19 protein-coding genes are annotated in these 20,727 nt (G+C 72.6%); 13 read left to right on the top strand and 6 right to left on the bottom strand.

Annotated elements, in window-relative coordinates; translation table 11 throughout:
* The first annotated feature begins 20 nt into the window (after positions 1 to 20).
* Positions 21 to 806, top strand: a complete 786-nt coding sequence (locus tag FLP23_RS03250) for an HAD-IIA family hydrolase (protein WP_149324547.1) — start codon at positions 21 to 23, stop codon at positions 804 to 806.
* Between the two features lie 3 nt (positions 807 to 809).
* Here the strand turns inward: FLP23_RS03250 and FLP23_RS03245 are convergent, their stop codons facing one another.
* Positions 810 to 2,039, bottom strand: a complete 1,230-nt coding sequence (locus FLP23_RS03245) for a septum formation family protein (RefSeq protein WP_149324546.1) — start codon at positions 2,037 to 2,039, stop codon at positions 810 to 812.
* A gap of 27 nt (positions 2,040 to 2,066) precedes the next feature.
* On the bottom strand, positions 2,067 to 2,621 hold the full coding sequence (pyrE, locus tag FLP23_RS03240) for an orotate phosphoribosyltransferase (protein ID WP_149324545.1): 555 nt from the start codon (positions 2,619 to 2,621) through the stop codon (positions 2,067 to 2,069).
* Positions 2,622 to 2,676: 55 nt separating this feature from the next.
* On the opposite strand from pyrE, the gene FLP23_RS03235 reads away from it, so the two are divergent.
* Positions 2,677 to 3,516 (top strand): exodeoxyribonuclease III, encoded by an 840-nt coding sequence (locus tag FLP23_RS03235; protein ID WP_149324544.1) that lies wholly within the window; start codon positions 2,677 to 2,679, stop codon positions 3,514 to 3,516.
* Here FLP23_RS03235 and FLP23_RS03230 read toward each other — a convergent pair.
* Positions 3,513 to 3,911, bottom strand: coding sequence for a RidA family protein (locus tag FLP23_RS03230; RefSeq protein ID WP_149324543.1), 399 nt, complete (start codon positions 3,909 to 3,911; stop codon positions 3,513 to 3,515). The two genes, FLP23_RS03235 and FLP23_RS03230, sit on opposite strands and share 4 nt — an antisense overlap.
* Before the next feature lie 174 nt (positions 3,912 to 4,085).
* Here FLP23_RS03230 and FLP23_RS03225 point away from each other — a divergent pair, with 174 nt between their 5' ends.
* From FLP23_RS03225 to FLP23_RS03190, 8 genes are all read left to right on the top strand, one after another.
* Entirely contained in the window at positions 4,086 to 5,027 is a 942-nt protein-coding gene (locus FLP23_RS03225; protein WP_149324542.1) for a hypothetical protein, read from the top strand.
* 165 nt (positions 5,028 to 5,192) lie between these two features.
* Complete coding sequence (locus FLP23_RS03220; RefSeq protein ID WP_149324541.1) at positions 5,193 to 6,410, top strand: acyl-CoA dehydrogenase family protein; 1,218 nt, start codon at positions 5,193 to 5,195, stop codon at positions 6,408 to 6,410.
* Positions 6,407 to 7,606: an acyl-CoA dehydrogenase family protein gene (locus tag FLP23_RS03215; protein WP_149324540.1), complete on the top strand. Its 1,200-nt coding sequence runs from the start codon at positions 6,407 to 6,409 to the stop codon at positions 7,604 to 7,606. Before FLP23_RS03220 ends, FLP23_RS03215 begins: the two co-directional genes overlap by 4 nt.
* The gene (locus FLP23_RS03210) at positions 7,603 to 8,967 is read left to right on the top strand and encodes an LLM class flavin-dependent oxidoreductase (RefSeq protein WP_246140040.1); all 1,365 of its coding nucleotides are present in this window, start codon (positions 7,603 to 7,605) and stop codon (positions 8,965 to 8,967) included. The genes FLP23_RS03215 and FLP23_RS03210 overlap by 4 nt, the downstream gene beginning before the upstream one ends.
* Positions 8,968 to 9,072: 105 nt before the next feature.
* Positions 9,073 to 10,533 carry an APC family permease gene (locus FLP23_RS03205; protein ID WP_149324539.1) on the top strand — a complete coding sequence of 487 codons (1,461 nt, stop codon included), beginning with the start codon at positions 9,073 to 9,075 and terminating at the stop codon, positions 10,531 to 10,533.
* Between the two features lie 45 nt (positions 10,534 to 10,578).
* On the top strand, positions 10,579 to 11,400 hold the full coding sequence (locus tag FLP23_RS03200; RefSeq protein ID WP_149324538.1) for an alpha/beta fold hydrolase: 822 nt from the start codon (positions 10,579 to 10,581) through the stop codon (positions 11,398 to 11,400).
* A gap of 110 nt (positions 11,401 to 11,510) precedes the next feature.
* A complete protein-coding gene (locus FLP23_RS03195) occupies positions 11,511 to 12,893 on the top strand; it encodes a DUF6421 family protein (RefSeq protein WP_149324537.1) in 1,383 nt (460 codons plus the stop codon).
* A gap of 98 nt (positions 12,894 to 12,991) precedes the next feature.
* Positions 12,992 to 14,539, top strand: coding sequence for a phytoene desaturase family protein (locus tag FLP23_RS03190; RefSeq protein ID WP_149324536.1), 1,548 nt, complete (start codon positions 12,992 to 12,994; stop codon positions 14,537 to 14,539).
* Between the two features lie 71 nt (positions 14,540 to 14,610).
* On the opposite strand, the gene FLP23_RS03185 is transcribed toward FLP23_RS03190, so the two are convergent.
* From FLP23_RS03185 to FLP23_RS03175, 3 genes are all read right to left on the bottom strand, one after another.
* Positions 14,611 to 15,168: an acyl-CoA thioesterase gene (locus tag FLP23_RS03185; protein WP_210413931.1), complete on the bottom strand. Its 558-nt coding sequence runs from the start codon at positions 15,166 to 15,168 to the stop codon at positions 14,611 to 14,613.
* Between the two features lie 334 nt (positions 15,169 to 15,502).
* Positions 15,503 to 16,411, bottom strand: a complete 909-nt coding sequence (locus FLP23_RS03180; RefSeq protein ID WP_149324535.1) for a DNA-3-methyladenine glycosylase family protein — start codon at positions 16,409 to 16,411, stop codon at positions 15,503 to 15,505.
* A 90-nt stretch (positions 16,412 to 16,501) separates the two neighbouring features.
* On the bottom strand, positions 16,502 to 16,882 hold the full coding sequence (locus tag FLP23_RS03175) for a DUF4190 domain-containing protein (RefSeq protein WP_149324534.1): 381 nt from the start codon (positions 16,880 to 16,882) through the stop codon (positions 16,502 to 16,504).
* Positions 16,883 to 16,996: 114 nt separating this feature from the next.
* On the opposite strand from FLP23_RS03175, the gene FLP23_RS03170 reads away from it, so the two are divergent.
* The 3 genes from FLP23_RS03170 to FLP23_RS03160 all read left to right on the top strand — a co-directional run bounded on the left by FLP23_RS03170 (position 16,997) and on the right by FLP23_RS03160 (position 20,723).
* On the top strand, positions 16,997 to 18,019 hold the full coding sequence (locus FLP23_RS03170) for a 6-phosphofructokinase (RefSeq protein ID WP_149324533.1): 1,023 nt from the start codon (positions 16,997 to 16,999) through the stop codon (positions 18,017 to 18,019).
* 310 nt (positions 18,020 to 18,329) lie between these two features.
* On the top strand, positions 18,330 to 19,736 hold the full coding sequence (locus FLP23_RS03165; protein WP_168200361.1) for a serine hydrolase domain-containing protein: 1,407 nt from the start codon (positions 18,330 to 18,332) through the stop codon (positions 19,734 to 19,736).
* 9 nt (positions 19,737 to 19,745) lie between these two features.
* The gene (locus FLP23_RS03160) at positions 19,746 to 20,723 is read left to right on the top strand and encodes an MDR family oxidoreductase (RefSeq protein ID WP_149324531.1); all 978 of its coding nucleotides are present in this window, start codon (positions 19,746 to 19,748) and stop codon (positions 20,721 to 20,723) included.
* Positions 20,724 to 20,727 lie beyond the last annotated feature (4 nt).

The raw sequence follows: 20,727 nt of genomic DNA, 5'->3' as shown, positions 1-20,727 counted from the left end.
GCGATCGGTAGCCTGGGGGCATGAACCCGCGCCACGACGCCCGCCCCCCGATCGAGAGCTGGCTGACCGACATGGACGGCGTGCTCGTCCATGAGAACAACCCGCTTCCCGGCGCACCCGAGCTCATCCGCAGCTGGGTGGAGGCGGCCACCCCGTTCCTCGTTCTGACGAACAACTCGATCTTCACGCCGCGGGACCTCGCGGCGCGGCTGCGCGCATCCGGTCTCGAGGTCCCCGAGGAGCGCATCTGGACGAGCGCCCTCGCGACCGCCGAGTTCTGCAAGAGCCAGATCCCCGGCGGCTCGGCGTTCGTGATCGGCGAGGCGGGGCTCACCACGGCGTTGCACGAGGCCGGTTTCGTGATGACCGAGACCGCCCCCGACTTCGTGGTGGTGGGCGAGACCCGCAACTACTCCTTCGAGGCGATCACGAAGGCGATCCGTCTCATCAACGACGGCGCGCGCTTCATCGCCACCAACCCGGACGCGACCGGCCCGTCCGCGGACGGCGTGCTCCCTGCGACGGGTGCCATCGCGGCGCTCATCACGAAGGCGACCGGCAAGGACCCCTACATCGTGGGCAAGCCGAACCCCATGATGTTCCGATCCGCGATGAACAAGATCGGCGCCCACTCCGAGACCACCGCCATGATCGGCGACCGGATGGACACCGACATCGTGGCGGGCATCGAGGCGGGCCTGCACACGGTGCTCGTGCTCACCGGCATCAGCGACCAGACCGAGATCGAGCGTTACCCGTTCCGTCCCGACGAGATCCTCGCCGGGGTGCACGAACTGCTGCCGTGAGGCTCAGGCCGCGGGTGCGGCGGGTGCGGGCGGCGGCACCGCGATCGAGCCGGTGAGCGGTTCGCCCGAGCCCCGGCTCACGAAGCAGTAGAAGTGCCGCTCGCCGGCATCCCACTGCTCCTGGGTCGCCGGGTAGCTGCCCTGGAACTGCACGTCGGGGTACTGCGCCGCGGCGGCCAGATCCACCACCCCCGGCGCCGTGCACAGCAGGGAGAGCTGGCCCTGCAGTGCCTCGACGCCCGGGAATGCGTCGTCGGTCACGCCCTCCGCGGAGGGCGGGAAGGTGCCGCGGTAGACGAGCTGCGCGGGATGCGGGTTCGCGCAGTCGACGACCGTGAACTCCTCGGCCCACGGGTCCTCGAAGGGGTCGAGGCATTCGCCTCCGCGCAGCTCGTTCCATCTCCAGGTGCCGGGCTCCACCGGTCCGACCGGCTCGGTGGTGGGCGACGGGCTCGGCGACGGGGACGGCGAGGCGCTCGGGGTGACGACCGGCGCGGGGCCGATGAGACCGGGCAGCCGGGTGCCCAGCAGGAACAGCGCCGCGAGGGCGAGCAGGGCCACGAGCCCGCCGACCACGCTCAACAGGACCCGCTGGGCGCGGCTGATCCCGGGCCGCTCGGACACGTCGACGGTCGCGGCGCGCCGCTCCCCGGCCGGGGCGGGCGCCACCCGTGTGACCGGTTCGGCGTCGTAGTCGCGGAAGTTCTGTTCGCCGAAGAGGGCGTCGAGAGCGGAGGTGGTGCCGGCATCGTGCGCGGTCGTCCCGGCGCCCAGCAGCAGTTCGGTCGCGGCGAGGTCGGCGACCGGGTCGGCTGGGGCGGGCACGGCAGGCGCCTCGGGCACCTCGTCGATGAGCTGGGTCGGCTGGTCCCATCCGGGCGCGTCGACCGCATCCGGGGCGACCTCCGGCGGCCGCGGCGGCTCGAGGGGCGGAGGAGTCCACGCGACGGTCGGCGCGGGCTCGATGAGCGGCGGCGGCACAGGGCTCGCGGGCGGCACGGGGTTCAGCGGCGGCACAGGACTCGCGGGAGGCACGGGCGGGTTGGACACCGCGGGCGTCCACGCCGGAACGAGCGGTTCGAGCGGCTCCAGCGGCTCGGGCTCCGGCGTCGTCGCGGGAGGCTGCGGCTCGGCGGCCCGCGGCGTGAGCCCCCAGGCGAAACCGCCACCCGATGCCGGCGGCACGGTCGGCGGAACGGACGGGGTGTCGTCGTCTCCGGGGCGGTCGTTCATGGGTGCTCGTGTCGCGGGGAGGTGCGCCTACTGCGGCGCGAGGCCGAGATCGTCGAGGCGGATGGCGGCGAAGTAGGGGAAGCCGGCGGCCTCGATGCGCTCCTGCGCGCCGGTGGCCCGGTCGACGACCACGGCGACGGCGGCGATCTCGGCTCCCACCTTCTCGAGCGCCTCGATGGCCTTGAGCGGCGAACCGCCCGTCGTGGAGGTGTCCTCGAGCACGATCACGCGCTTGCCCTCGAGTTCCGGTCCCTCCACCTGCTTGCCGCGGCCGTGGTCCTTGGGCTCCTTGCGCACCACGAAGGCGTCGTAGCCGAGACCCTGGGCGGCGGCCTGGTGCAGCACGGCAGCCGCGATCGGGTCGGCGCCCATCGTGAGCCCGCCCACGGCGTCCACGTCGGGCACCTGCGCGATGAGGTCGACCATGACCTGCCCGATGAGCGGGGCGACGCGGTGGTCGAGGCTCACCTTGCGCAGGTCGATGTAGTAGCTGGCCTTCTTGCCGCTCGTGAGGGTGAAGTCGCCGTGGAAGACGGCCTCCTTCGAGATGTACTCGATGAGCTGGCTGCGCGCGTCGGTCACGGCCTACAGCCTAGGGCGAGCCGTGGGGATCGGGCGTCCCCGCTAGCGTTGTGGCATGCGTATCGCCACCTGGAACATCAACTCGATCCGCAGCAGGCACGCCCGCGCGATCGACTGGATGGTGCGGGAAGACGTGGATGTGGTCGCCTTCCAGGAGATCAAGTGCACCGAGGCGCAGTTCCCCCTCGCCCCCTTCGAGGAGGCCGGTTACGAGGTGGTGCTGCACGGCCTCAACCAGTGGAACGGGGTCGCGATCGCCTCCCGGCACCCGATCGAGGATGTCGAGATCGGCTTCCCGGGACAGCCCGGCTTCCTGAAGGGCCACGAGGGCCCGGATGCGCCGCTCGAAGCCCGCGCGATCGGCGCCACGATCGAGGGGCTGCGGCTGTGGAGCCTGTACGTGCCGAACGGCCGCGCGCTCGACGACCCGCACTACGCCTACAAGCTGGACTGGCTCGCCACCCTCGCCGCCGACACCCGCGACTGGCTTGCCGCCGATCCTGAGCTGCCGCTCGCCCTCATGGGCGACTTCAACATCGCCCCGCTCGACTCCGATGTGGGCGACCCGAGCTTCATCCCGGGTCTCTCCACCCACATCTCGCCCCCCGAGCGCACGGCGTTCTCGGCGTTCGAGAAGGCGGGGCTTCGGGATGTCGTGCGCCCGATCCGCCCCGACGGTTTCACCTTCTGGGACTACAAGCAACTGCGCTTCCCCCGCAACGAGGGCATGCGCATCGACTTCATCCTCGGCTCGCAGGCGTTCGCCGACCGGGTCGTCGACGCCTCCATCCACCGCGAGGAGCGCAAGGGCGACGGCCCGAGCGACCACGTGCCCGTCGTGGTCGACCTCGACCTGGGGCTCGAGGACGACGACGACCGCCCGATGATCTTCTAGGGTGCGGGCGCGGGGATCGCTGCGACGGCCTCGATCTCGACGAGGATGCCGGGACGCGAGGGCTGCACCGTGACGACCGTGACCGCGGTTCGGTACGGCCACTCGGCGGCGCTCGCCCCGTAGGCCTCGTTCGGATCGGCGCCCGCCGTGAGGTAGATGGTGAGCTTCGCGACGTGCTCGGGTCCGGTGCCCGCCTCGGCGAGCACCGCCTTGACGTTGCGCAGCGCCTGCTCGGTCTGCGGGCCGAGGCCCTGGAGCACGTTGCCCTCGCCGTCGATGCCGTTCTGGCCTCCGACGAAGAGCAGTGACCCCGCGGGCACGATCACGCCCTGCGCGAAGGCGGGGCTCGTGACCAGGGACGGCGGGTCGACGTGAGTGGTGAGTGGTGTGGACATGCCTCCAGGGTGCCCCCCTCCCCTGACACCCGCTCATCGAGCCGTCGTATCCGGTGGCCTATCTCCCGGGATAGGGCCCCGGATACGACGGCTCGATTCCCTCCACAGCTGGGAATGCCCACAGCTGAAGGGGAAAGGGAGAAGCTGTGGCCGCGCGGGCCGGAGAGTGAGGGCATGCCGAGAACCCGGATACCCCTTCCCGAGCCCCTCGCGAGCGGGGCCTTCACAGTCCGCTCCGCCCAGGCTCTGGGGGTCTCGCTCGACCGGCTGAAGGCGCCGACCCTCCGTGCCCCCTTCCACACCGTGCGGATGGATGACGGACCGCTCGATCCGGTCAGACTCGCCGCAGCCTTCGCGCTCCGGCAGGGCCCGGACCAGGCGATCAGCCACACCACCGCCCTCGTGCTGTGGGGCGCGCCACTGCCGGCGCGGGTCGAGCAGCAGGAGGCGATTCACGTGTCGTCGATCGGGCCATCACGTCCGCGCACGCGCAGCACCATCCCGCACCAGCTGGACCCCGACCGCACCACCATCACCCGCCTCGGCGAGCTGAGCCTCACGGACCCGGCGACCAGCTGGGTGCTGAGCGCACCACTGCTCGGTCTCGACGATCTCGTCGCCGCGGGCGACTTCCTCGTCACGGGGACCCATCCCTTCGACGCGGTGCCGCCGCTCAGTACGCACGCAGAGTTGAGCGCCGCGACGGATGCGATGGCCGGTGCCCGAGGCATCCGTCGCGCGCGCGAGGCACTCGGGCTCGTGCGGTACGGGCCGCTCTCCCGCCGCGAGACGCAGCTGCGTCTCATGTTCTGGCGCGGCGGTCTGCCGGAGCCCGAGCTCAACTTCCGGGTGCATGCGCCCGGTGGGCGCTTCATCCACATGCTCGACCTCGCCCACCCCGCGTTCCGGGTCGGCACCGAGTACGAGAGCCTCCTCCACCAGAGTCCCGAGAAGTTCCGGCGCGACATCCGCAAGCAGCAGGAGCTCGCGGCGATCGGCTGGTCCACCCATCGCCTCACCTCGGACGAGGTCGACCCGCGCCTGCGCACCCCCGCATCCCGGGCCGCCCTCGCCCGCATCGCGGCGGACCTCCGCTCCCGGGGCTGGTCCGGCTGATCGAGCCGTCGTATCCGGTGGCCTATCTCCCGGGATAGGGCCCCGGATACGACGGCTCGATGCACGGGAGGGGACGCGGTTACGCCGTGTTGCAGACTGTGTCGACGGTTCTCCGAGAAGCGGCGAGCATGACGGGGCACCCGTCATCGACCCGAGAGCACCGCCATGAGCACCGAGACCCTCGCCCGCAGCCCGTGGTCGGGCACCGCATCCACCGAGGAGCTCGCGCGATGGCGTGAGGTCGCCGAGCGGGTGGCGGCCGAGCTGCGCCCCGGCGCTCTCGAGCGCGACCGCACGAGCGACCCGCGCGAGGCGCTCGAGGTGCTGCGCGCCTCTGGGCTCGCGAACCTCGTCATCCCGGTCGAGAACGGCGGGCACGGCGCCCACTGGGAGACCGCGTTCGACGTCATCCGCACCGTCTCGCGGGCGGATGCCTCGCTCGGGCAGATCCTCGGCTACCACTACCTCAACCAGGCCTGCATCGCCTTCTACGGCGACCCGGCCGGCCGCGAGCGCTGGTACCGCGCGTCCGCCGAGCGGAACTTGTTCTGGAGCGACGCCTTCAACCCGGTGAGCCCCGACCTGAGCTTCACGGCCGACGGCGACGGCTACCTGCTGAATGGCGTCAAGCGCTTCGCGACCGGCGCCGCGGCGACGGATGTCGTGATCTCGGGCGCGATCGCCGAGGGCGGCGTCTACGACGGCGAGCTGGTCGTCTTCGCCTTCGACTCGCGCCGGGCGGGTGTCGAGCATCCCGACGACTGGGATCACCTCGGCCAGCGCGCCTCCGCGAGCGGCTCCATCCGCTTCACCGATGTGCGCATCACCGAGGCGGATGTCATCGGCGTCGACCGCGAGGAGCCGTTCGCCGCGCTCGTCACCCCCGGCGTGCAGCTGCTGCTCGCGAACGTCTACCTCGCCGGCGCGCAGGGTGCGCTCGAGCAGGCCCGCGAGCTCGTGCTGGCCCGCGGCAACGCGTGGTTCCTCTCCGGCGTCGACCGCTACGCCGACGACCCCACCGTGCACCGGGTGCTCGGCGAGCTGGTCGCCCAGACGGCCGCCGTCGACGCCCTCGCCGACCGACTCGCCCGCCGCTTCGACGAGGCCGTCGCCCGCGGCGCCGACACCACCGCCGCGGATCGCGGCCGCATCGAGGTCGAGATCGCGGCCCTCAAGGTCGCGGCCACCCGCGCCGCCGTCGAGGTCACGAGCCGCGTGTTCGAGGTGACCGGCGCATCCGCCACCGCCAACCGGATCGGGCTCGACCTGTTCTGGCGGAACGTCCGCACCTACACGCTGCACGATCCGGTCGACTACAAGTCGATCGAGGTCGGGGCGCACTTCCTCGACGGCCGCCTGCAGCCCGTCTCGCTGTACACATGAGCGCGCTGGATGCCGTCATCGCCCGCATCCGCGAGGGCGCGGTGCAGCGCGAGCGCGAGCGGGTGCTGCCGAACGAGCCGATCGGATGGCTCACGGAGGCGGGCTTCGCGGCGCTGCGGGTGCCCGTCGAGCAGGGCGGGGCGGGCGCGAGCATCGTCAAGCTGATCGACACCCTCATCGAGCTGGCCGCCGCCGACCCCAACGTGCCGCAGGCGCTGCGCGGCCACATCGCCTTCGTCGAGGACCGCCTGTGGGCACCCGAGGGCCCGGATCGCGACCGCTGGCTCGCGCGCTTCGCCGCGGGGGAGCTCGTCGGCAACGCGGTCACCGAGATCGGCAACGTGACCCTCGGCTCCACCGAGACCCGCCTCGACCCGGCGGGAGATGGCTGGGCGATCACCGGCCGCAAGTTCTACACGACGGGCAGCATCTTCGCGGACTGGATCGACGCATCCGCTGTGATCCCCGACGGCACCGAGGTGGCCGCCCTGGTGCGCCGGAACCAGCCCGGGGTGACCGTGAGCGACGACTGGGACGGATTCGGGCAGCGGCTCACCGGATCCGGCACCACCGTGTTCGCGGGCGCGCACGTCGACCTCGCCGACGTGTTCGAGTTCCGCACCCGCTTCCCGTACCAGACCGCGCTCTACCAGCTCGTGCTCGTGGCGGTGCTGGCCGGCATCGCGCAGGAGGTGGAGCGGGATGCCGCCCACGAGCTGCGCACGCGGGCCCGCGCCTACAGCCACGGGGCGGCATCCGAGAGCCGTCACGACCCGCAGCTGCTCGAGGCGATCGGGCGGCTCTCCGCGACCGCGGCGGCCACCCGTGCCATCACCCTCGACGCCGCCCGCATCGTGGAGCGCGCCGCCGCCGCGCGCGACGCCTCCCCCGAGCGGATCGCCGAACTCAAGCGCGAGTCCGAGCTCGCCGTCTCGCGCGCCCAGCTGAGTGTCGCCGAGCTCACCCTGCGGCAGGCCACCGCGCTCTTCGACGTGCTGGGCGCCTCCGCCACGAGCACCGGCCGCGCGCTCGACCGGCACTGGCGCAACGCCCGCACCGTGGCATCCCACAACCCGGTCGCCTTCAAGGCGCGCATCATCGGCGACGCCGTCGTCAACGACGCCGAGCCGCCCTACGAGTGGTACGTGGGCGTGCCCGCGAAGCCCGCCACCCCCGCGAGCGGGGCCGCCTCGTGAGCGAGATCATCCTCAACGCCTTCAGCATGAACACCCCGAGCCACCTCTCTTCGGGACTGTGGCGGCACCCACGCGACCGCTCGCGCGGCTACCGCGGCCTCGAGCACTGGCTCGACCTGGCGCGCACCCTCGAGGCGGGCGGCATCGATGTGCTGTTCCTCGCGGATGTGCTGGGCGTCTACGACGTGTACGGCGGCTCCCCGGATGCCGCCCTCCGGGCCGGTGCGCAAGTGCCGGTCGGCGACCCGCTGCAGTTGGTGCCCGCCATGGCATCCGTCACCGAGACGCTCGGCTTCGGCATCACCGCATCCGTCTCGTTCGAGCACCCCTTCCCCTTCGCGCGCCGGATCTCGACCGCCGACCACCTCACGAACGGCCGCATCGGCTGGAACATCGTCACCTCCTACCTGTCCAGCGGCGCCCTCAACCTGGGCGTCGACGGGCAGGTCGCGCACGACCGCCGCTACGACATCGCCGACGAGTACCTGGAGGTCTGCTACCGCCTGTGGGAGGGCAGCTGGTCCGACGACGCGGTCCTCGCGGATGCCGCATCCGGCGTCTACGTCGACCCCGGGAAGGTGCGCCCGATCGCGTTCCAGGGCGAGTTCTTCCGGGTGCCGGGGCTCCACCTGGCCGAGCCCTCACCGCAGCGGACCCCGTTCCTCTTCCAGGCCGGGGCCTCATCGCGCGGCCTGCGCTTCGCCGCTCGCCACGCGGAGGCGGTCTTCGTGGCCGCTCCGAGCGATGCCGTGCTCGCGAAGCAGGTGGCCGCCGTGCGCGCGGCCGTCGCCGAAGCGGGGCGGGATCCGGACTCCGTGCCGGTCATCAACCAGCAGACCGTCGTGATCGCCGAGACGGATGCCACGGCCCACGCCCTCTACCGCGAGTACCTCGACGTGGCCGACCCGATCGGCGCCGCCGTGCTGCTCTCCGGCTGGACCGGCATCGACTTCTCCGCGCTCGACCCGGACGCCCCGCTCGCGGCCCAGGGCAGCAACGCCATCCAGTCGGTCGTCGACGCGTTCACCTCCGCCGACCCGAGCCGGGTGTGGACGCCGCGCGAGATCGCCGACTACGCCCGCATCGGCGGCGACGGTCCGGTGATCATCGGCTCGCCCGAGACGGTCGCGGATGCGCTCGAGCGCTCGGTCGAGACCACCGGCGTCGCGGGCTTCAACCTGGCCGCGACCGTCGTGCCGGAGGGCTGGGAGCAGCTCACCCAACAGCTCGTGCCGGAGCTGCGTCGGCGCGGCCGTCGACCCGCCGCACCGCGCTCCGGGACCCTCCGCGAGAAGCTCGGCGGAGCGGGCGCCCGGGTGACGGAAACTCACCCCGCAGCGGGCTTCCGACACACGCCGTAACCGCGCGTCGCACCCCGTCACACACGCTCGCGGCCGCTCGCGGCGGCGCGATAGCGTGCCGCATCCGCGACGCGGAACCCCACCCGACATCCCGAAGGAACCACCATGACCACAACGTCCACCCCCGCGGTGGCCGCCGACGCGGCCGCGGGCGACGGAGCCCCCGAACGCGCCGGAACCGGCAAGCTGCGCGGCTCGCTCGGCGTCGCCAGCATCGTCTTCATCGTCGTCGCCGCGGCCTCGCCGCTCGGCGTCATCGGCGGCCCCGTGCCGCTCGGCATCGCCTTCGGCAACGGCGCCGGATTCCCCGCCACCTTCATCGTCGTGACCGCCGTGCTGCTGCTGTTCGCGGTCGGCTTCACCGCCGCCACCCCCTACGTGCGCAGCGCCGGCGCCTTCTACGCCTACGTCGACAAGGGCATCGGACGCAGCGCCGGCCTCGGAACCGCGTTCTCCGCCCTGCTGTCGTACCTCGTGCTCGAGGCGGGCGTGTTCGGCCTCTTCGGCCCCGGCCTCGACAGCCTGCTGCAGTCGTACGGGGTGCCCGCCGTGCCGTGGTTCGCCTACGCGGCGGTCGGCTTCGTGATCGTCTCGGTGCTGTCCTACTTCAACATCGAGCTCTCCGGACGCGTGCTCGCCGTGCTGCTCATCGGCGAGGTCATCATCGTGCTGGCCCTCGACGCGGCGGTCGTGTTCTCCGGCGGCGGTCCCGAAGGCTTCTCCACCGGATTCGCCAACCCCGCCGAGATCGTCTCCGGGGCACCCGGCTTCGCGATCCTGTTCGCCGTCCTCAGCTTCATCGGCTTCGAGGCGACCGCCGTGTTCCGTGACGAGGCGAAGGACCCCGACAAGACCATCCCGCGGGCCACCTACATCGCCCTCATCGCGATCGGCGTGTTCTATGCGATCTCCAGCTGGGCGCTCATCAGCGCCAACGGCGAGAGCACCATCGTCGAGAATGCGAGCGAGAACTACGGCACCCTGCTGGCCGACACGACCGAGCAGTACCTCGGCGTCGTCGGCGGGCACATCATCCAGGTGCTGTTCGTGACGAGCCTGTTCGCCTGCATCCTGTCGTTCCACAACATCTCGACGCGCTACTTCTACTCGCTCGCCCGCCGCGGGGTGCTCGCCGCGCCGCTCGGCATCGCCCACACCAAGCACGGATCGCCCTCGCGCGCCTCCCTCGTGACCGCCGTCATCATCGGCGCGCTCGTGGCGGCCGCCGCGATCCTGCAGCTCGACCCGATCGGCCAGTTCTACACCTGGCTCGGCGGCATCTCCTCGGTCGGCTTCGTGCTGCTGCTGATCCTCACGACCGTCGCGGTCATCGGGATCTTCCGCAAGGAGCAGCACGAGGTGAGCCTCTGGCGGCGCCTCATCGCGCCGATCCTCGCGCTCGTGGGCCTGCTCGGGGCGTTCGCGATCATCCTCTGGAACCTGCCCGCGCTCGTCAACGAGACCAGCTACGGCCCCATCGAGTTCGCGATCCTCGCACTGCTCGTGGTGGCCTTCGTGGTCGGCCCGATCGTCGGCTTCTTCCGCACGAAGGTCGAGCTCGACTAGCGAGGACTCCTGGCCTGCGCCGGGCACGTCGCCTAGTCTGGCGACGTGCCCCCCCTCGTGTCCGTGCCCGGTGCGACCCTCGGCTTCGACGCCGCCGGCGCCCCCGCATCCCCCGCCGTCACCTTCATCCACGCGGGCGTCGCGACGCGCGCCATGTGGGACCCGCAGTTCGCGGACCTGTCCTCCGACCACCGGGTGGTGCGCTACGACACGCGCGGCTACGGCGAGTCGCCCGGGGAGTCGGTCCCGTACTCCGAGGTCGACGACCTCATCCGCGTCCTGGATGCCGCCGACATCGAGCGCACGGTGCTCGTGGGCGCCTCGCGCGGCGGGCGCTTCGCCCTGGATGCCGCGCTCGCGCACCCCGACCGCGTGACCGGCCTCGTGACGATCGGCTCCAACCCGAGCGGCATGAGCGACGACGGCATCGACTACAGCCCCCGTGAACGCGAGCTCGAGGCGGCCATCGACGCGGCGAGCGCCGCGGAAGACCTCGACGCGCTCGTGCGCACCGAGGTGCAGCTGTGGGACCTCGGGCCCGACCGCGACGTCGACGACGTCGACCCGGCCTTCGTCGAGCGCGCCATCGAGCTCAACGTGGGCGCGGCGCACTGGGATTTCGCGGGCACGGCCACGCCGCCCGCCCGCCCCGCCATCGACCGGCTCGGCGAGCTCGCGGTGCCCACGCTCGTCGTCATCGGCGACCACGACGTGACCGACGCGAAGGTGGCCGCCGCGCTGCTCTCGGGCGGCATCCCGGGCGCGGAAGAGGTGCACTTCCCCGACAGCGCCCACCTGCCGAGCGTCGAGCACCCCGAGCGCTTCACCGCCATCCTGCGCGACTTCCTCGCCCGCAACGGCCTGTAGCCCGCGGCGCACGCCTCGTGCGCCGAATCGCGTGCCGCGCAACGATCGAGCGCCGATGGCAACTCCGCGCACAAGGATGCTTCCTAGGCTCGAAGGCGAGAGGAGGCGCCATGAGCACGATCGCCCACACCCCGTCCATCATCGGAGAACCGGAGGTCGTCGAGGACGCCTCCACCGCCGAGCAGAGCGCCGCCTGGCGGGGGCTCAAGGCCGCCGCGATCGCGCTGCAGGCGCTGCAAGGCGCCGACGGCTCGGTGCCGGATGCCGGCGACCACGCCGCCGCCCGTGAACACGTCGCCGCGATCGTGGCCGGCATCCGCGCCCTCGCCCCCGCCTTCCCCCACGACGCCGCCTACCTCGCCGCGCTGCCGCTCGACTTCGCACGCTGGGAGCAGGACGGCTTCGGGGTGCCCGACTTCCTCGACTCGCTCGTCGCCTTCGCCCCCGCCGCCCACCGCATCGACGGTCTGCGCCACCTCGTGGTGTTCCCGATGTACACCCAGAACGGCTCCCCGGATCGCCACCTGGAGGCCGTGCTCGTCGAGGTGATCTGGCCCGAGTTCATCGAACGCCTCGAAGCGCGCTACACCAACAAGCTGTTCGTCTCGCTGCGGTTCGTCGACTTCACCCCCGGCTACGACACCAACTCGGCGGTGCTGTTCCCCGAGACGGTCGCGATGCGCGAGATCCCGGCGTTCACCTGGGGCGCGATCTTCCAGGATCGGGAGGCCGCCCGCTTCCGCCGCGTGGTGCGCGACGCCGCCGAGATCACCAAGCTCGAACTGCTGCCCTCCCAGCAGCGACTCCTCGACGACCAGGCGCTCGCCGAGGAGGTGTTCGTGATGTGGGACCTCATCCACGACCGCAGCCACATGCGCGGGGACCTGCCGTTCGATCCGTTCATGATCAAGCAGCGGATGCCGTACTTCCTCTACTCGCTCGAGGAGCTGCGCTGCGACCTCACCGCATTCCGCGAGTGCGTCGCGCTCGCACGCGACGCGCACGCCGACGAGCACACCCGCGATCGCGCGGTGCACGTGCAGCACGCGATCCTGTTCGACCGGCTGTTCCGCTTTCCGCTCACCGGTTCGCGTGTGCGCAACTACGACGGCCTCGGCGGGCAGCTGCTGTTCGCCTGGCTGCACCAGCGCGGCGTGCTGCACTGGACCGACACGCAACTCGCCTTCGACTGGGACGCGGTGCCGGATGCGGTGATCGCGCTGTCCGACGCGATCGACGAGCTCTACTGGCGCTCGATCGACCGCCCGAAGACGGCACACTGGCTGGCCGCCTACGAGCTCGTGCGGGGTACGCTCGCCCCGCATCCGGCGTCCGTCTGGGCGCGCGGCCTGCCCGACGAGGTGCTCGCGGGCGCCCCGAAGGGCTACACGGATGCCGTGCTCGACGACGAGTTCCCGCTGTCGATGTTCTACGAGGCGCTCGGCAGGAAGCTCGCCGCCACCATCGAATCCACGCGCGGCATCACCGGCTGAGCCGGTGGTCGGGCGGCGCGCGACGCGACTACTCCGCTGATCGAGTGCCGCGGCGCAGCCGCGGTGTATCGAGATCCGCGACCCCCTAGTGTGACCACATGACGCGCGACGCGGTGATCATCGGCGGCGGCCACAACGCGCTCGTCGCGGCCGCGTATCTCGCGCGCGCCGGCCGCAGCGTCACCGTGCTCGAACGGCTCGACCACCTCGGCGGCGCCGCGGTCTCGGCGCAGGTGTTCCCGGGAGTGGAGGCACGCCTCTCGCGCTACTCGTACCTCGTGAGCCTGCTGCCGGAACGCATCCGCAACGACCTCCGCCTCGACATCGCCCTCGCCCGACGCCGCTACTCCTCGTACACGCCGCTTCCCGGCACCGATCGCGGCCTGCTCGTCGACACGGGCGACCCGGACGCCACGGCCGCCTCCTTCGCCTCGATCGGCGCCGCATCCGAGCTCGCCGCCTGGCGCGCCTTCGGCGACGACACGGCGCGGCTCGCCGAGGCGATCTGGCCCACCATGACCGATCCGCTGCTCACCCGCTCCGAAGCCCGCCGCGCCGTCGGCGACGACCGGATCTGGTCGCCGTTCGTCGAAGCCCCCATCGGGCAGACGATCGAGCACCGCTTCGCCGACGACCTCGTCCGCGGCGTCGTGCTCACCGACGCGCTCATCGGCACCTTCGCCCCCGCCGTCGACACCAGCCTCGCCGCCAACCGCTGCTTCCTGTACCACGTGATCGGCGGAGGAACCGGCCACTGGGATGTGCCGGTGGGCGGGATGGGCGCGGTCACCGGGGCGCTCGCGCGGGCCGCCCGCGACGCCGGCGCCGAACTCGTGACCGACGCCGACGTGACCTCCGTGACGCCCGACGGCGACGTCGTCTACCGCTCAGGCGACGATGAGCACCGCATCGCCGGCCGCACGATCCTCTCGGGGGTCGCGCCCGCCGAGCTCGCGCGGCTGCTCGGCGAGGCGGCGCCCCGCCCGGAGGGCGCGCAGACCAAGGTGAACCTGCTGCTGAAGCGGCTGCCGCGACTGCGCGACGCCTCCGCGGATCCGACGACCGCCTTCGCCGGAACCTTCCACGTGCACGAGGGCTTCGCGGCGCTCGACGCGGCGCACGCCGCGGCGGCCGCCGGGCGGCTGCCCGAACCTGTGCCGCTCGAGAGCTACTGCCACTCGCTCACCGACCCCGGCATCCTCTCCCCCGAGCTGCAGGCATCGGGCGTCCACACCCTCACGGTGTTCGCCCTGCAGACCCCCGACCGACTGCTCGAGGGCCGCGACCCGGATGCGGCGCGCGCCGAGCTGCAGGCCGCCGTCCTGCGGTCGCTCGACTCGGTGCTCGCCGAGCCGGTCTCCGAGCTGCTGCTCACCGACGCCGACGGCAGACCGTGCATCGAGACGGCCACCACCCGCGACCTCGAGCAGAGCCTGCGGATGCCGGGCGGCAACATCTTCCACGGTCCGCTCGAGTGGCCGTTCGCCGAGGACGACGCCCCGCTCGGCACCCCCGCCGAGCGCTGGGGCGTCGCCACCGGGCACCCCGCCATCCTGCTGTGCGGCTCGGGTTCGCGCCGCGGCGGCGCCGTGTCAGGCCTCGGCGGCTACCACGCGGCGATGGCCGTCCTCGAGACCTCGCGCTAACTCCGACGCAGCGGGGGCATCGCCTGCAGCCAGCAGCTCATGCCCCCGCTGCGTCGGACTTCAGCACAGAGCTACCCCCACTCGCTCGGCGCGGGCTGCCGGGTGCCGGGCAGCCGCACCTGGGCGGCCCAGTCGTGCAGCCACGCCGGCACGGGATGCTCGACCGGATCGACCCCGGTGACCTCGACGAGGGCCTCCATCGGCACCGTGCCCCCCGCGTCGTAGAGGAAGCGCCCCTGCACATACGCCCGCGCGTACACCTCGCCGCCCACCACGAAACGCTGCTCCACATACACGGCACGGTCGTCGAGGCCGAGCAGCCGCGACTCGATCACATAGCGCTGCCCGAACTGCAGCGACTTGCGGTACGCGATCGTCTGGGCCGACACGACCGGATAGATGCCGGCGGCACGCAACCGCGCCCAGAGCCCCGTGCGCACCACGAGCTCCTGACGGGCGTGGTCGAGGTTGCTGAGGTAGGCGCCGTTGTTCATGTGGCGCAACTCGTCGAGGTCGCCGAGCTGCACGCGGCGCGGCGACCGGCACACGTCGTAGAGGTCGAGCGGCGGCAGCTTCGGCGCGCGCGTCGTGAGCCAGGCGAGTCGGGAGAAGCGGCGGATGAATCCCACGCGAGCACGCTAGACGCTGCGCAGCGGAATCGCTCGATCGCTGTGCCTCATCCACAACACGAGCCAGGAGCTGCCCGCCGACGTCGGACGATCCGTCCATCCGCCCACCCACCACCCCGCCACCCTCCCCACCACCACCCCAGAAATGCAGGAGATTCCGCTCCGCCATCCGCCGGTAGCCCGCCCGCACGGGGGTCGGCGGCCGATGATCCTGCATTTCTGGGGTGGCGAGGGCGGAATCTGGCGGGGGTCGGCGCGGCGCAGGTCGGCGCGGGTGCGCGCGGTGCGGGTGCGCGCGGTGCGGATGCGCGCGGTGCGGGTCAGCGGGAGCGGGTCAGCGGGAGCGGTGGGCGGGGATCGCCAGCCGCGGACCGTGGCGCTCGTAGCCGAGGCCCGCGGTCTCGATGAGCCGCACCACCCGCTGACGGTGCCCGCGCCAGGGCTCGAGCAGCTCGAGCATCCCGTCGTCGTCGACCCGCTGCCCGATGAGCGCGGCGCCCACCCGCTTGCACAGGTGGAAGTCGCCCACGCTCACCGCGTCCGGATCGCCGTGCGAGCGTTGCACGGTCTCCGCGACCGTCCACGGGCCGATGCCAGCGAGGGTCCGCAGCCGACGCGCCGCCTCGTCCGCCGGCACCGTCGCCGCGCGCTCGAGAGCGTCCGCCACCGCGAACACGCGCATGAGGGTGTCGGCGCGCTGCGGGCCGACACCCGCCCGATGCCACTCCCAGGACGGGATGCGGCGCCAGCGCTCCGCGGACGGCACGACGCGCATCCCGAGCGGTGCGGGACCGGGCGCAGGGTCGCCGAACCGGGTGACGAGCTGCCGCCAGGCGCTCTTCTGCTCGATGCCGGTCACCTTCTGCCCGAGCACGCTCGGCACGAGGCACGGCAGGATGCGCCCGGTGCGGGTGAGCCGCAGGCCGGGATGCTCGTGGTGCAGCCGTGCCACGAGCGGATGACGCCCGGGCTCGAAGCCCTCGGCGTCGTCGTCCGCGCCGAGCAGCGCAGGCACCCCGGCGATCGCCTCCTCGGCGCCCGCACCCCAGGCCCGCGCCTCGACGCCGTCGCGGTGCTCGCGCAGCAGCAGCGTCGCGGCACCGGTGGCGAGGCGCAGCGTGAGCCACCAGCCGTCCGCATCCCGCCGGAAGGTCGGGTCGGTGCCGCCCTGCGCGAGCGGCGCGAGCACGAGCCGCAGCACCACCTGCTCGGCGGGGGCGTACCGCGCGACGATCGGATCCATCGCGGTCAGGCTAACCCCCGCGGCCGATCGCGCCCGCCGCCACGCGAAGGGGCCGGGCGGATCGCTCCGCCCGGCCCCGAGACGCGCGTGCTACTTGCAGGTGTAGGTGACGCCGTCGATCGTCCACTCGCCCGGGCCGTTCTCGGCACAGACCTCGACGATGTGGCCGAACAGCGCCGCGCCGGTCACACCGATCACGATCGCCACGATGATGCCGAGCACGATCAGGATGATGCTGATCACGATGCCGACGGTCGCGGGCGTGTTCTTCGCGCCGACCTTCTTCGACTGCACCTTCGCGACGATGCTCAGGATGAGGCCGATGACGGGGATGAAGATCGCCAGGATGAGACCCGCGATGCCGAGTCCCTTGCCCGGGAAGGAATCCGGCGAGGCGACGGGCGCCTGGTAGGCGGGCGGGACGGCGGGCGCAGGCTGCGGCGCCTCGCCCGGGTTGATGGGGTCGGTCATGACTCTCCTCGGAAACAGTGGTGGTGGCCGGAAGAACCCGGCTCCGCGGCACTCTACCGAGCCCGCGTCGGGCTGCGCGAGAGGCAGGGCCCGAAAACAGGGCATGATGAACGGGTGAAGATCGGAATCCTCACCAGCGGCGGCGACTGTCCGGGGCTCAACGCGGTCATCCGCGGAGCAGTGCTCAAGGGCATCACCCAGCACGACCTCGAGTTCGTGGGCATCCGCGACGGCTGGAAGGGCCTCGTCGATGCCGACCTCATCCCGCTCGCCCGCCCCCAGGTGATGGGCATCTCCAAGCAGGGCGGCACGATCCTGGGCACCTCGCGCACCAACCCCTTCGAGTACGGGGGCGTCGCTCGGGTGAAGGAGGTCATGGCCGAGAACGGGATGGACGCCATCATCGCGATCGGCGGCGAGGGCACCCTGGCCGCCGCCAAGCGCCTCACCGATGAGGGCATCCAGATCGTGGGCGTGCCGAAGACGGTCGACAACGACCTGTCGGCCACCGACTACACCTTCGGCTTCGACACCGCCGTCGAGATCGCCACCGAGGCGATGGACCGGCTGCGCACCACGGGGGACTCGCACGGCCGCTGCATGGTGGCCGAGGTGATGGGTCGCCACGTCGGGTGGATCGCGCTGCACTCGGGCATGGCGGCGGGTGCCCACGCGATCCTCATCCCGGAGCGCAAGACGAGCATGGACGAGATCTGCGGATGGGTGAACTCGGCCCGCGAGCGCGGCCGCGCCCCGCTCATCGTGGTCGCGGAGGGCTTCAAGCTCGACACGATGGACGACGCCCACTCGGAGCGCGGGCTCGACGCCTTCGGCCGCCCGCGGCTGGGCGGCATCGGCGACATGCTCGCGCCGGAGATCGAGGCGCGCACCGGCATCGAGACGCGCGCCACGACCCTCGGCCACATCCAGCGAGGCGGCACCCCGACGGCGTACGACCGGGTGCTCGCCACCCGCTACGGGATGGCCGTGGTCGACTCGATCCTCGAGGGGCATTGGGGCCGGATGGTGGCGCTGCGCGGCACCCAGATCGTGAACGTGCCGTTCGAGGACGCCTTGGGTCGTCTGAAGACGGTGCCGCAGTCGCGCTACGACGAGGCCGCCGTCCTCTTCGGTTGAGCGGACCGCCGCGGGACCCCGCCCCCGGTTCCCCCTCGTCCGCCTGCCCGCCTCCCCTCTCACGGAGTCGGACATCCCAACTCAAGGAGTCGGGCATCCCAACTCACGGAGTCGGGCATCCCAACTCACGGAGTCGGGCATCCCATCTCAAGGAGTCGGTGTGACTTCTGTTGCCCGCTGAGGCGCAAGTTGCCGCAATCCGGTGTGGACTCCTTGAGATGGGATGCTGTGATCCTTGAGATGGGACGGGACGCAGCGGATGAGACGCAGCGGACGGGACGCAGCGGACGGATCGCAGCGGAGGGGTCGGATGACGCACAGGACGCTCGCCGCACGGCTGGCCGCCGCGCTCGCGGATGAGCTCGCGCCACGGGTGCCCGAGCGCACGCCCGGGCAGGCGTGGGGGGTGTTCGACGGGGAGCGGCTCGTGCGGGTGCACGGCGAAGGGGATGCCGCGCGCGACCCGGGCGGAACCGCGTTCCGGATCGCCTCCTGCACGAAGAGCTTCACCGCGGCCGCCGCCCTGCTGCTGGCCGACGACGGCGTGCTCGACCTCGACGAGCCGCTCGCCGAGGCGCTCGACGTGCCGCTGCGCATCCTGGGCGACGCCGAGCACGGCGGCGACCACGGCGGCGGCCCCGCCCCGACGGTGCGCGACGCGCTCGCCATGCGCGCGGGCTTCCCCACCGACGACCCGTGGGCCGACCGGCAGGAGTCGCTCGACGACGCGGCCTTCGCCCGGATGCTGGGCGCCGGCGTGCGCACCATCTGGCCGGCCGGCATCCGCTTCGAGTACTCCAACCTCGGCTACGCGATCGTCGGCCGCATCATCGGCCTGCGCGCAGGGATGCCGTACCGCCGCGTGGTCGAGACCCGGCTGCTCGAGCCGCTCGGCCTCACCGGCACCGGCTTCGAGGCGACGGCGACCGCGATCCGGGGCCATCGGCGCGGGCCGGACGGCTGGGAGCAGCTGCCGTTCAGCGGACCGGGCGCCTTCTCCCCGATCGGCGGACTGTTCAGCACCGTCGCCGACCTCACCCGCTGGGCGGGTGCGCTCGCGGGGTCGGATGCGGCGGGCGTGCTGCCGGACGGTCTCGGCGAGCGCATGCAGCGCCCCGAGACGCGCGTGGTCGACGGGCCCGCCGGCGCGGGCGAGTGGTACGGGCTCGGGCTGACGATCCGCACCGACCCCGCCGGCCGACGGCTCATCGGGCACAGCGGCGGCTACCCCGGCTTCGCTGCCCGGATGGAGTGGGAGGCCGGATCACGCGTCGGCGCGGTCGCCTTCGAGAACGCCGGCTACACGGGCCTCGCGATCCCGGTGCGCGCGGCGTTCGACGCCGTCCTCCCGCCCACGGCCGGCGAGTGGCGGTCACCCGATGCGCCCGGGTACCCGGCCTGGCCCGAGACGGTCGCGGCCGCCGAACGGGTGCGGGATGCGCTCGCCGGCGGCGCGCTGCCGGACCGTGCGCTGCTCGACGACTGCGTCGACGCCGACGCCCCGCTGGATCGGCGCGCGAGCGCGCTCGCGGAGCTGATCGCCGAGATCGGCGGCGTCGAGGAGCTCGGCGGACTCGAGCACCGCACCCCCGCGCACGCCGCCTGGGTCATGCGCGGGCCGCGCGGCGGCATCCGCTGCGAGCTGCTCATGACCCCGCTCGCCGAGACGCGGGTGCAGCGGCTTCACCTCGCGCTCGAGCAGCCGACCGCTGGCTAGGCTCGGGACATGGCGCGCGCACTGCAGGTGACCCGGACGGGTGAGCAGGCGACCGCCGCCTTCGTCGAACTCGACGACGCGGAGCTCGGCGACGGCGAGGTGCTGCTCGACGTCGCCTATTCGAGCCTCAACTACAAGGACGCCCTCGCCCTCCGCGGGGATCGCGGGGTCGCCCGCATCAGCCCGCTGGTGCCCGGCATCGACGTCGTCGGCACCGTCGCGGAGTCGAGCGACGGACGCTGGACGCCCGGCGACGAGGTCGTGCTGACGGGTGCCGGACTGGGGGAGACCCGCAACGGCGGCTACGCCACCCGCGCCCGCGTCGACGCCGAACTGCTCGTGCGGGTGCCCCCCGCGATCGGGATGCGGCGGGCGGCCGCCATCGGCACGGCCGGCTTCACCGCCGCGCAGGCGGTTCTCGCCCTCGAGCATCACGACATCCCGGACGGCGACGTGGTCGTCACGGGTGCCACCGGCGGTCTCGGCTCGATCGCCGTCGCCCTGCTGGCCACCAGCGGGCGCCGGGTGATCGCCGCGACCGGCCACCCCGGCGATCGGGGCTACCTGCAGCGGCTCGGGGCCTCCGAGCTGCTCGACCGCGCCGAGCTGCAGGCGCCCGGCAGGCCGCTGCAGGCGAGCCGCTGGGCGGGGGCGGTGGATGTGGCGGGGGGCGTGACGCTCGCCAACCTGCTCGCGCAGACCCGCCACGGCGGCGCGGTCGCCTCGTGCGGGCTCGTCGAGAGCGCCGAGCTCGCGACGACCGTCATGCCGTTCATCCTGCGCGGGGTGGCGCTGCTCGGCATCAACTCGGTGGAGGCGCCGCTCGTCACCCGCGACCGCGTGTGGGATCGCCTCGAACGCGACCTCGACCTGGGGCTGCTCGACTCCTCCACCACCCGGATCGGGCTGAGCGAGGTCGCCGCCTACTCCACGCGCATCCTCGCCGGGGACACCCGGGGGCGCATCGTGGTCGACGTGGCACACTGAAGCC

The sequence above is a fragment of the Protaetiibacter larvae genome (assembly GCF_008365275.1).
Taxonomy (GTDB): domain Bacteria; phylum Actinomycetota; class Actinomycetes; order Actinomycetales; family Microbacteriaceae; genus Homoserinibacter; species Homoserinibacter larvae.
Note: the sequence above shows the minus strand (reverse complement) of the source record. Positions and strands in the feature narration are given on the sequence as shown.

Excerpts from the sequence above, each read along its gene's own strand:
- FLP23_RS03250 (WP_149324547.1), top strand. The coding sequence starts at position 21 with ATGAACCCGCGCCACGACGCCCGCCCCCCGATCGAGAGCTGGCTGACC.
- FLP23_RS03245 (WP_149324546.1), bottom strand. The coding sequence starts at position 2,039 with ATGAACGACCGCCCCGGAGACGACGACACCCCGTCCGTTCCGCCGACC.
- FLP23_RS03235 (WP_149324544.1), top strand. The coding sequence starts at position 2,677 with ATGCGTATCGCCACCTGGAACATCAACTCGATCCGCAGCAGGCACGCC.
- FLP23_RS03230 (WP_149324543.1), bottom strand. The coding sequence starts at position 3,911 with ATGTCCACACCACTCACCACTCACGTCGACCCGCCGTCCCTGGTCACG.
- FLP23_RS03225 (WP_149324542.1), top strand. The coding sequence starts at position 4,086 with ATGCCGAGAACCCGGATACCCCTTCCCGAGCCCCTCGCGAGCGGGGCC.
- FLP23_RS03220 (WP_149324541.1), top strand. The coding sequence starts at position 5,193 with ATGAGCACCGAGACCCTCGCCCGCAGCCCGTGGTCGGGCACCGCATCC.
- FLP23_RS03215 (WP_149324540.1), top strand. The coding sequence starts at position 6,407 with ATGAGCGCGCTGGATGCCGTCATCGCCCGCATCCGCGAGGGCGCGGTG.
- FLP23_RS03205 (WP_149324539.1), top strand. The coding sequence starts at position 9,073 with ATGACCACAACGTCCACCCCCGCGGTGGCCGCCGACGCGGCCGCGGGC.
- FLP23_RS03195 (WP_149324537.1), top strand. The coding sequence starts at position 11,511 with ATGAGCACGATCGCCCACACCCCGTCCATCATCGGAGAACCGGAGGTC.
- FLP23_RS03190 (WP_149324536.1), top strand. The coding sequence starts at position 12,992 with ATGACGCGCGACGCGGTGATCATCGGCGGCGGCCACAACGCGCTCGTC.
- FLP23_RS03180 (WP_149324535.1), bottom strand. The coding sequence starts at position 16,411 with ATGGATCCGATCGTCGCGCGGTACGCCCCCGCCGAGCAGGTGGTGCTG.
- FLP23_RS03175 (WP_149324534.1), bottom strand. The coding sequence starts at position 16,882 with ATGACCGACCCCATCAACCCGGGCGAGGCGCCGCAGCCTGCGCCCGCC.
- FLP23_RS03165 (WP_168200361.1), top strand. The coding sequence starts at position 18,330 with ATGACGCACAGGACGCTCGCCGCACGGCTGGCCGCCGCGCTCGCGGAT.
- FLP23_RS03160 (WP_149324531.1), top strand. The coding sequence starts at position 19,746 with ATGGCGCGCGCACTGCAGGTGACCCGGACGGGTGAGCAGGCGACCGCC.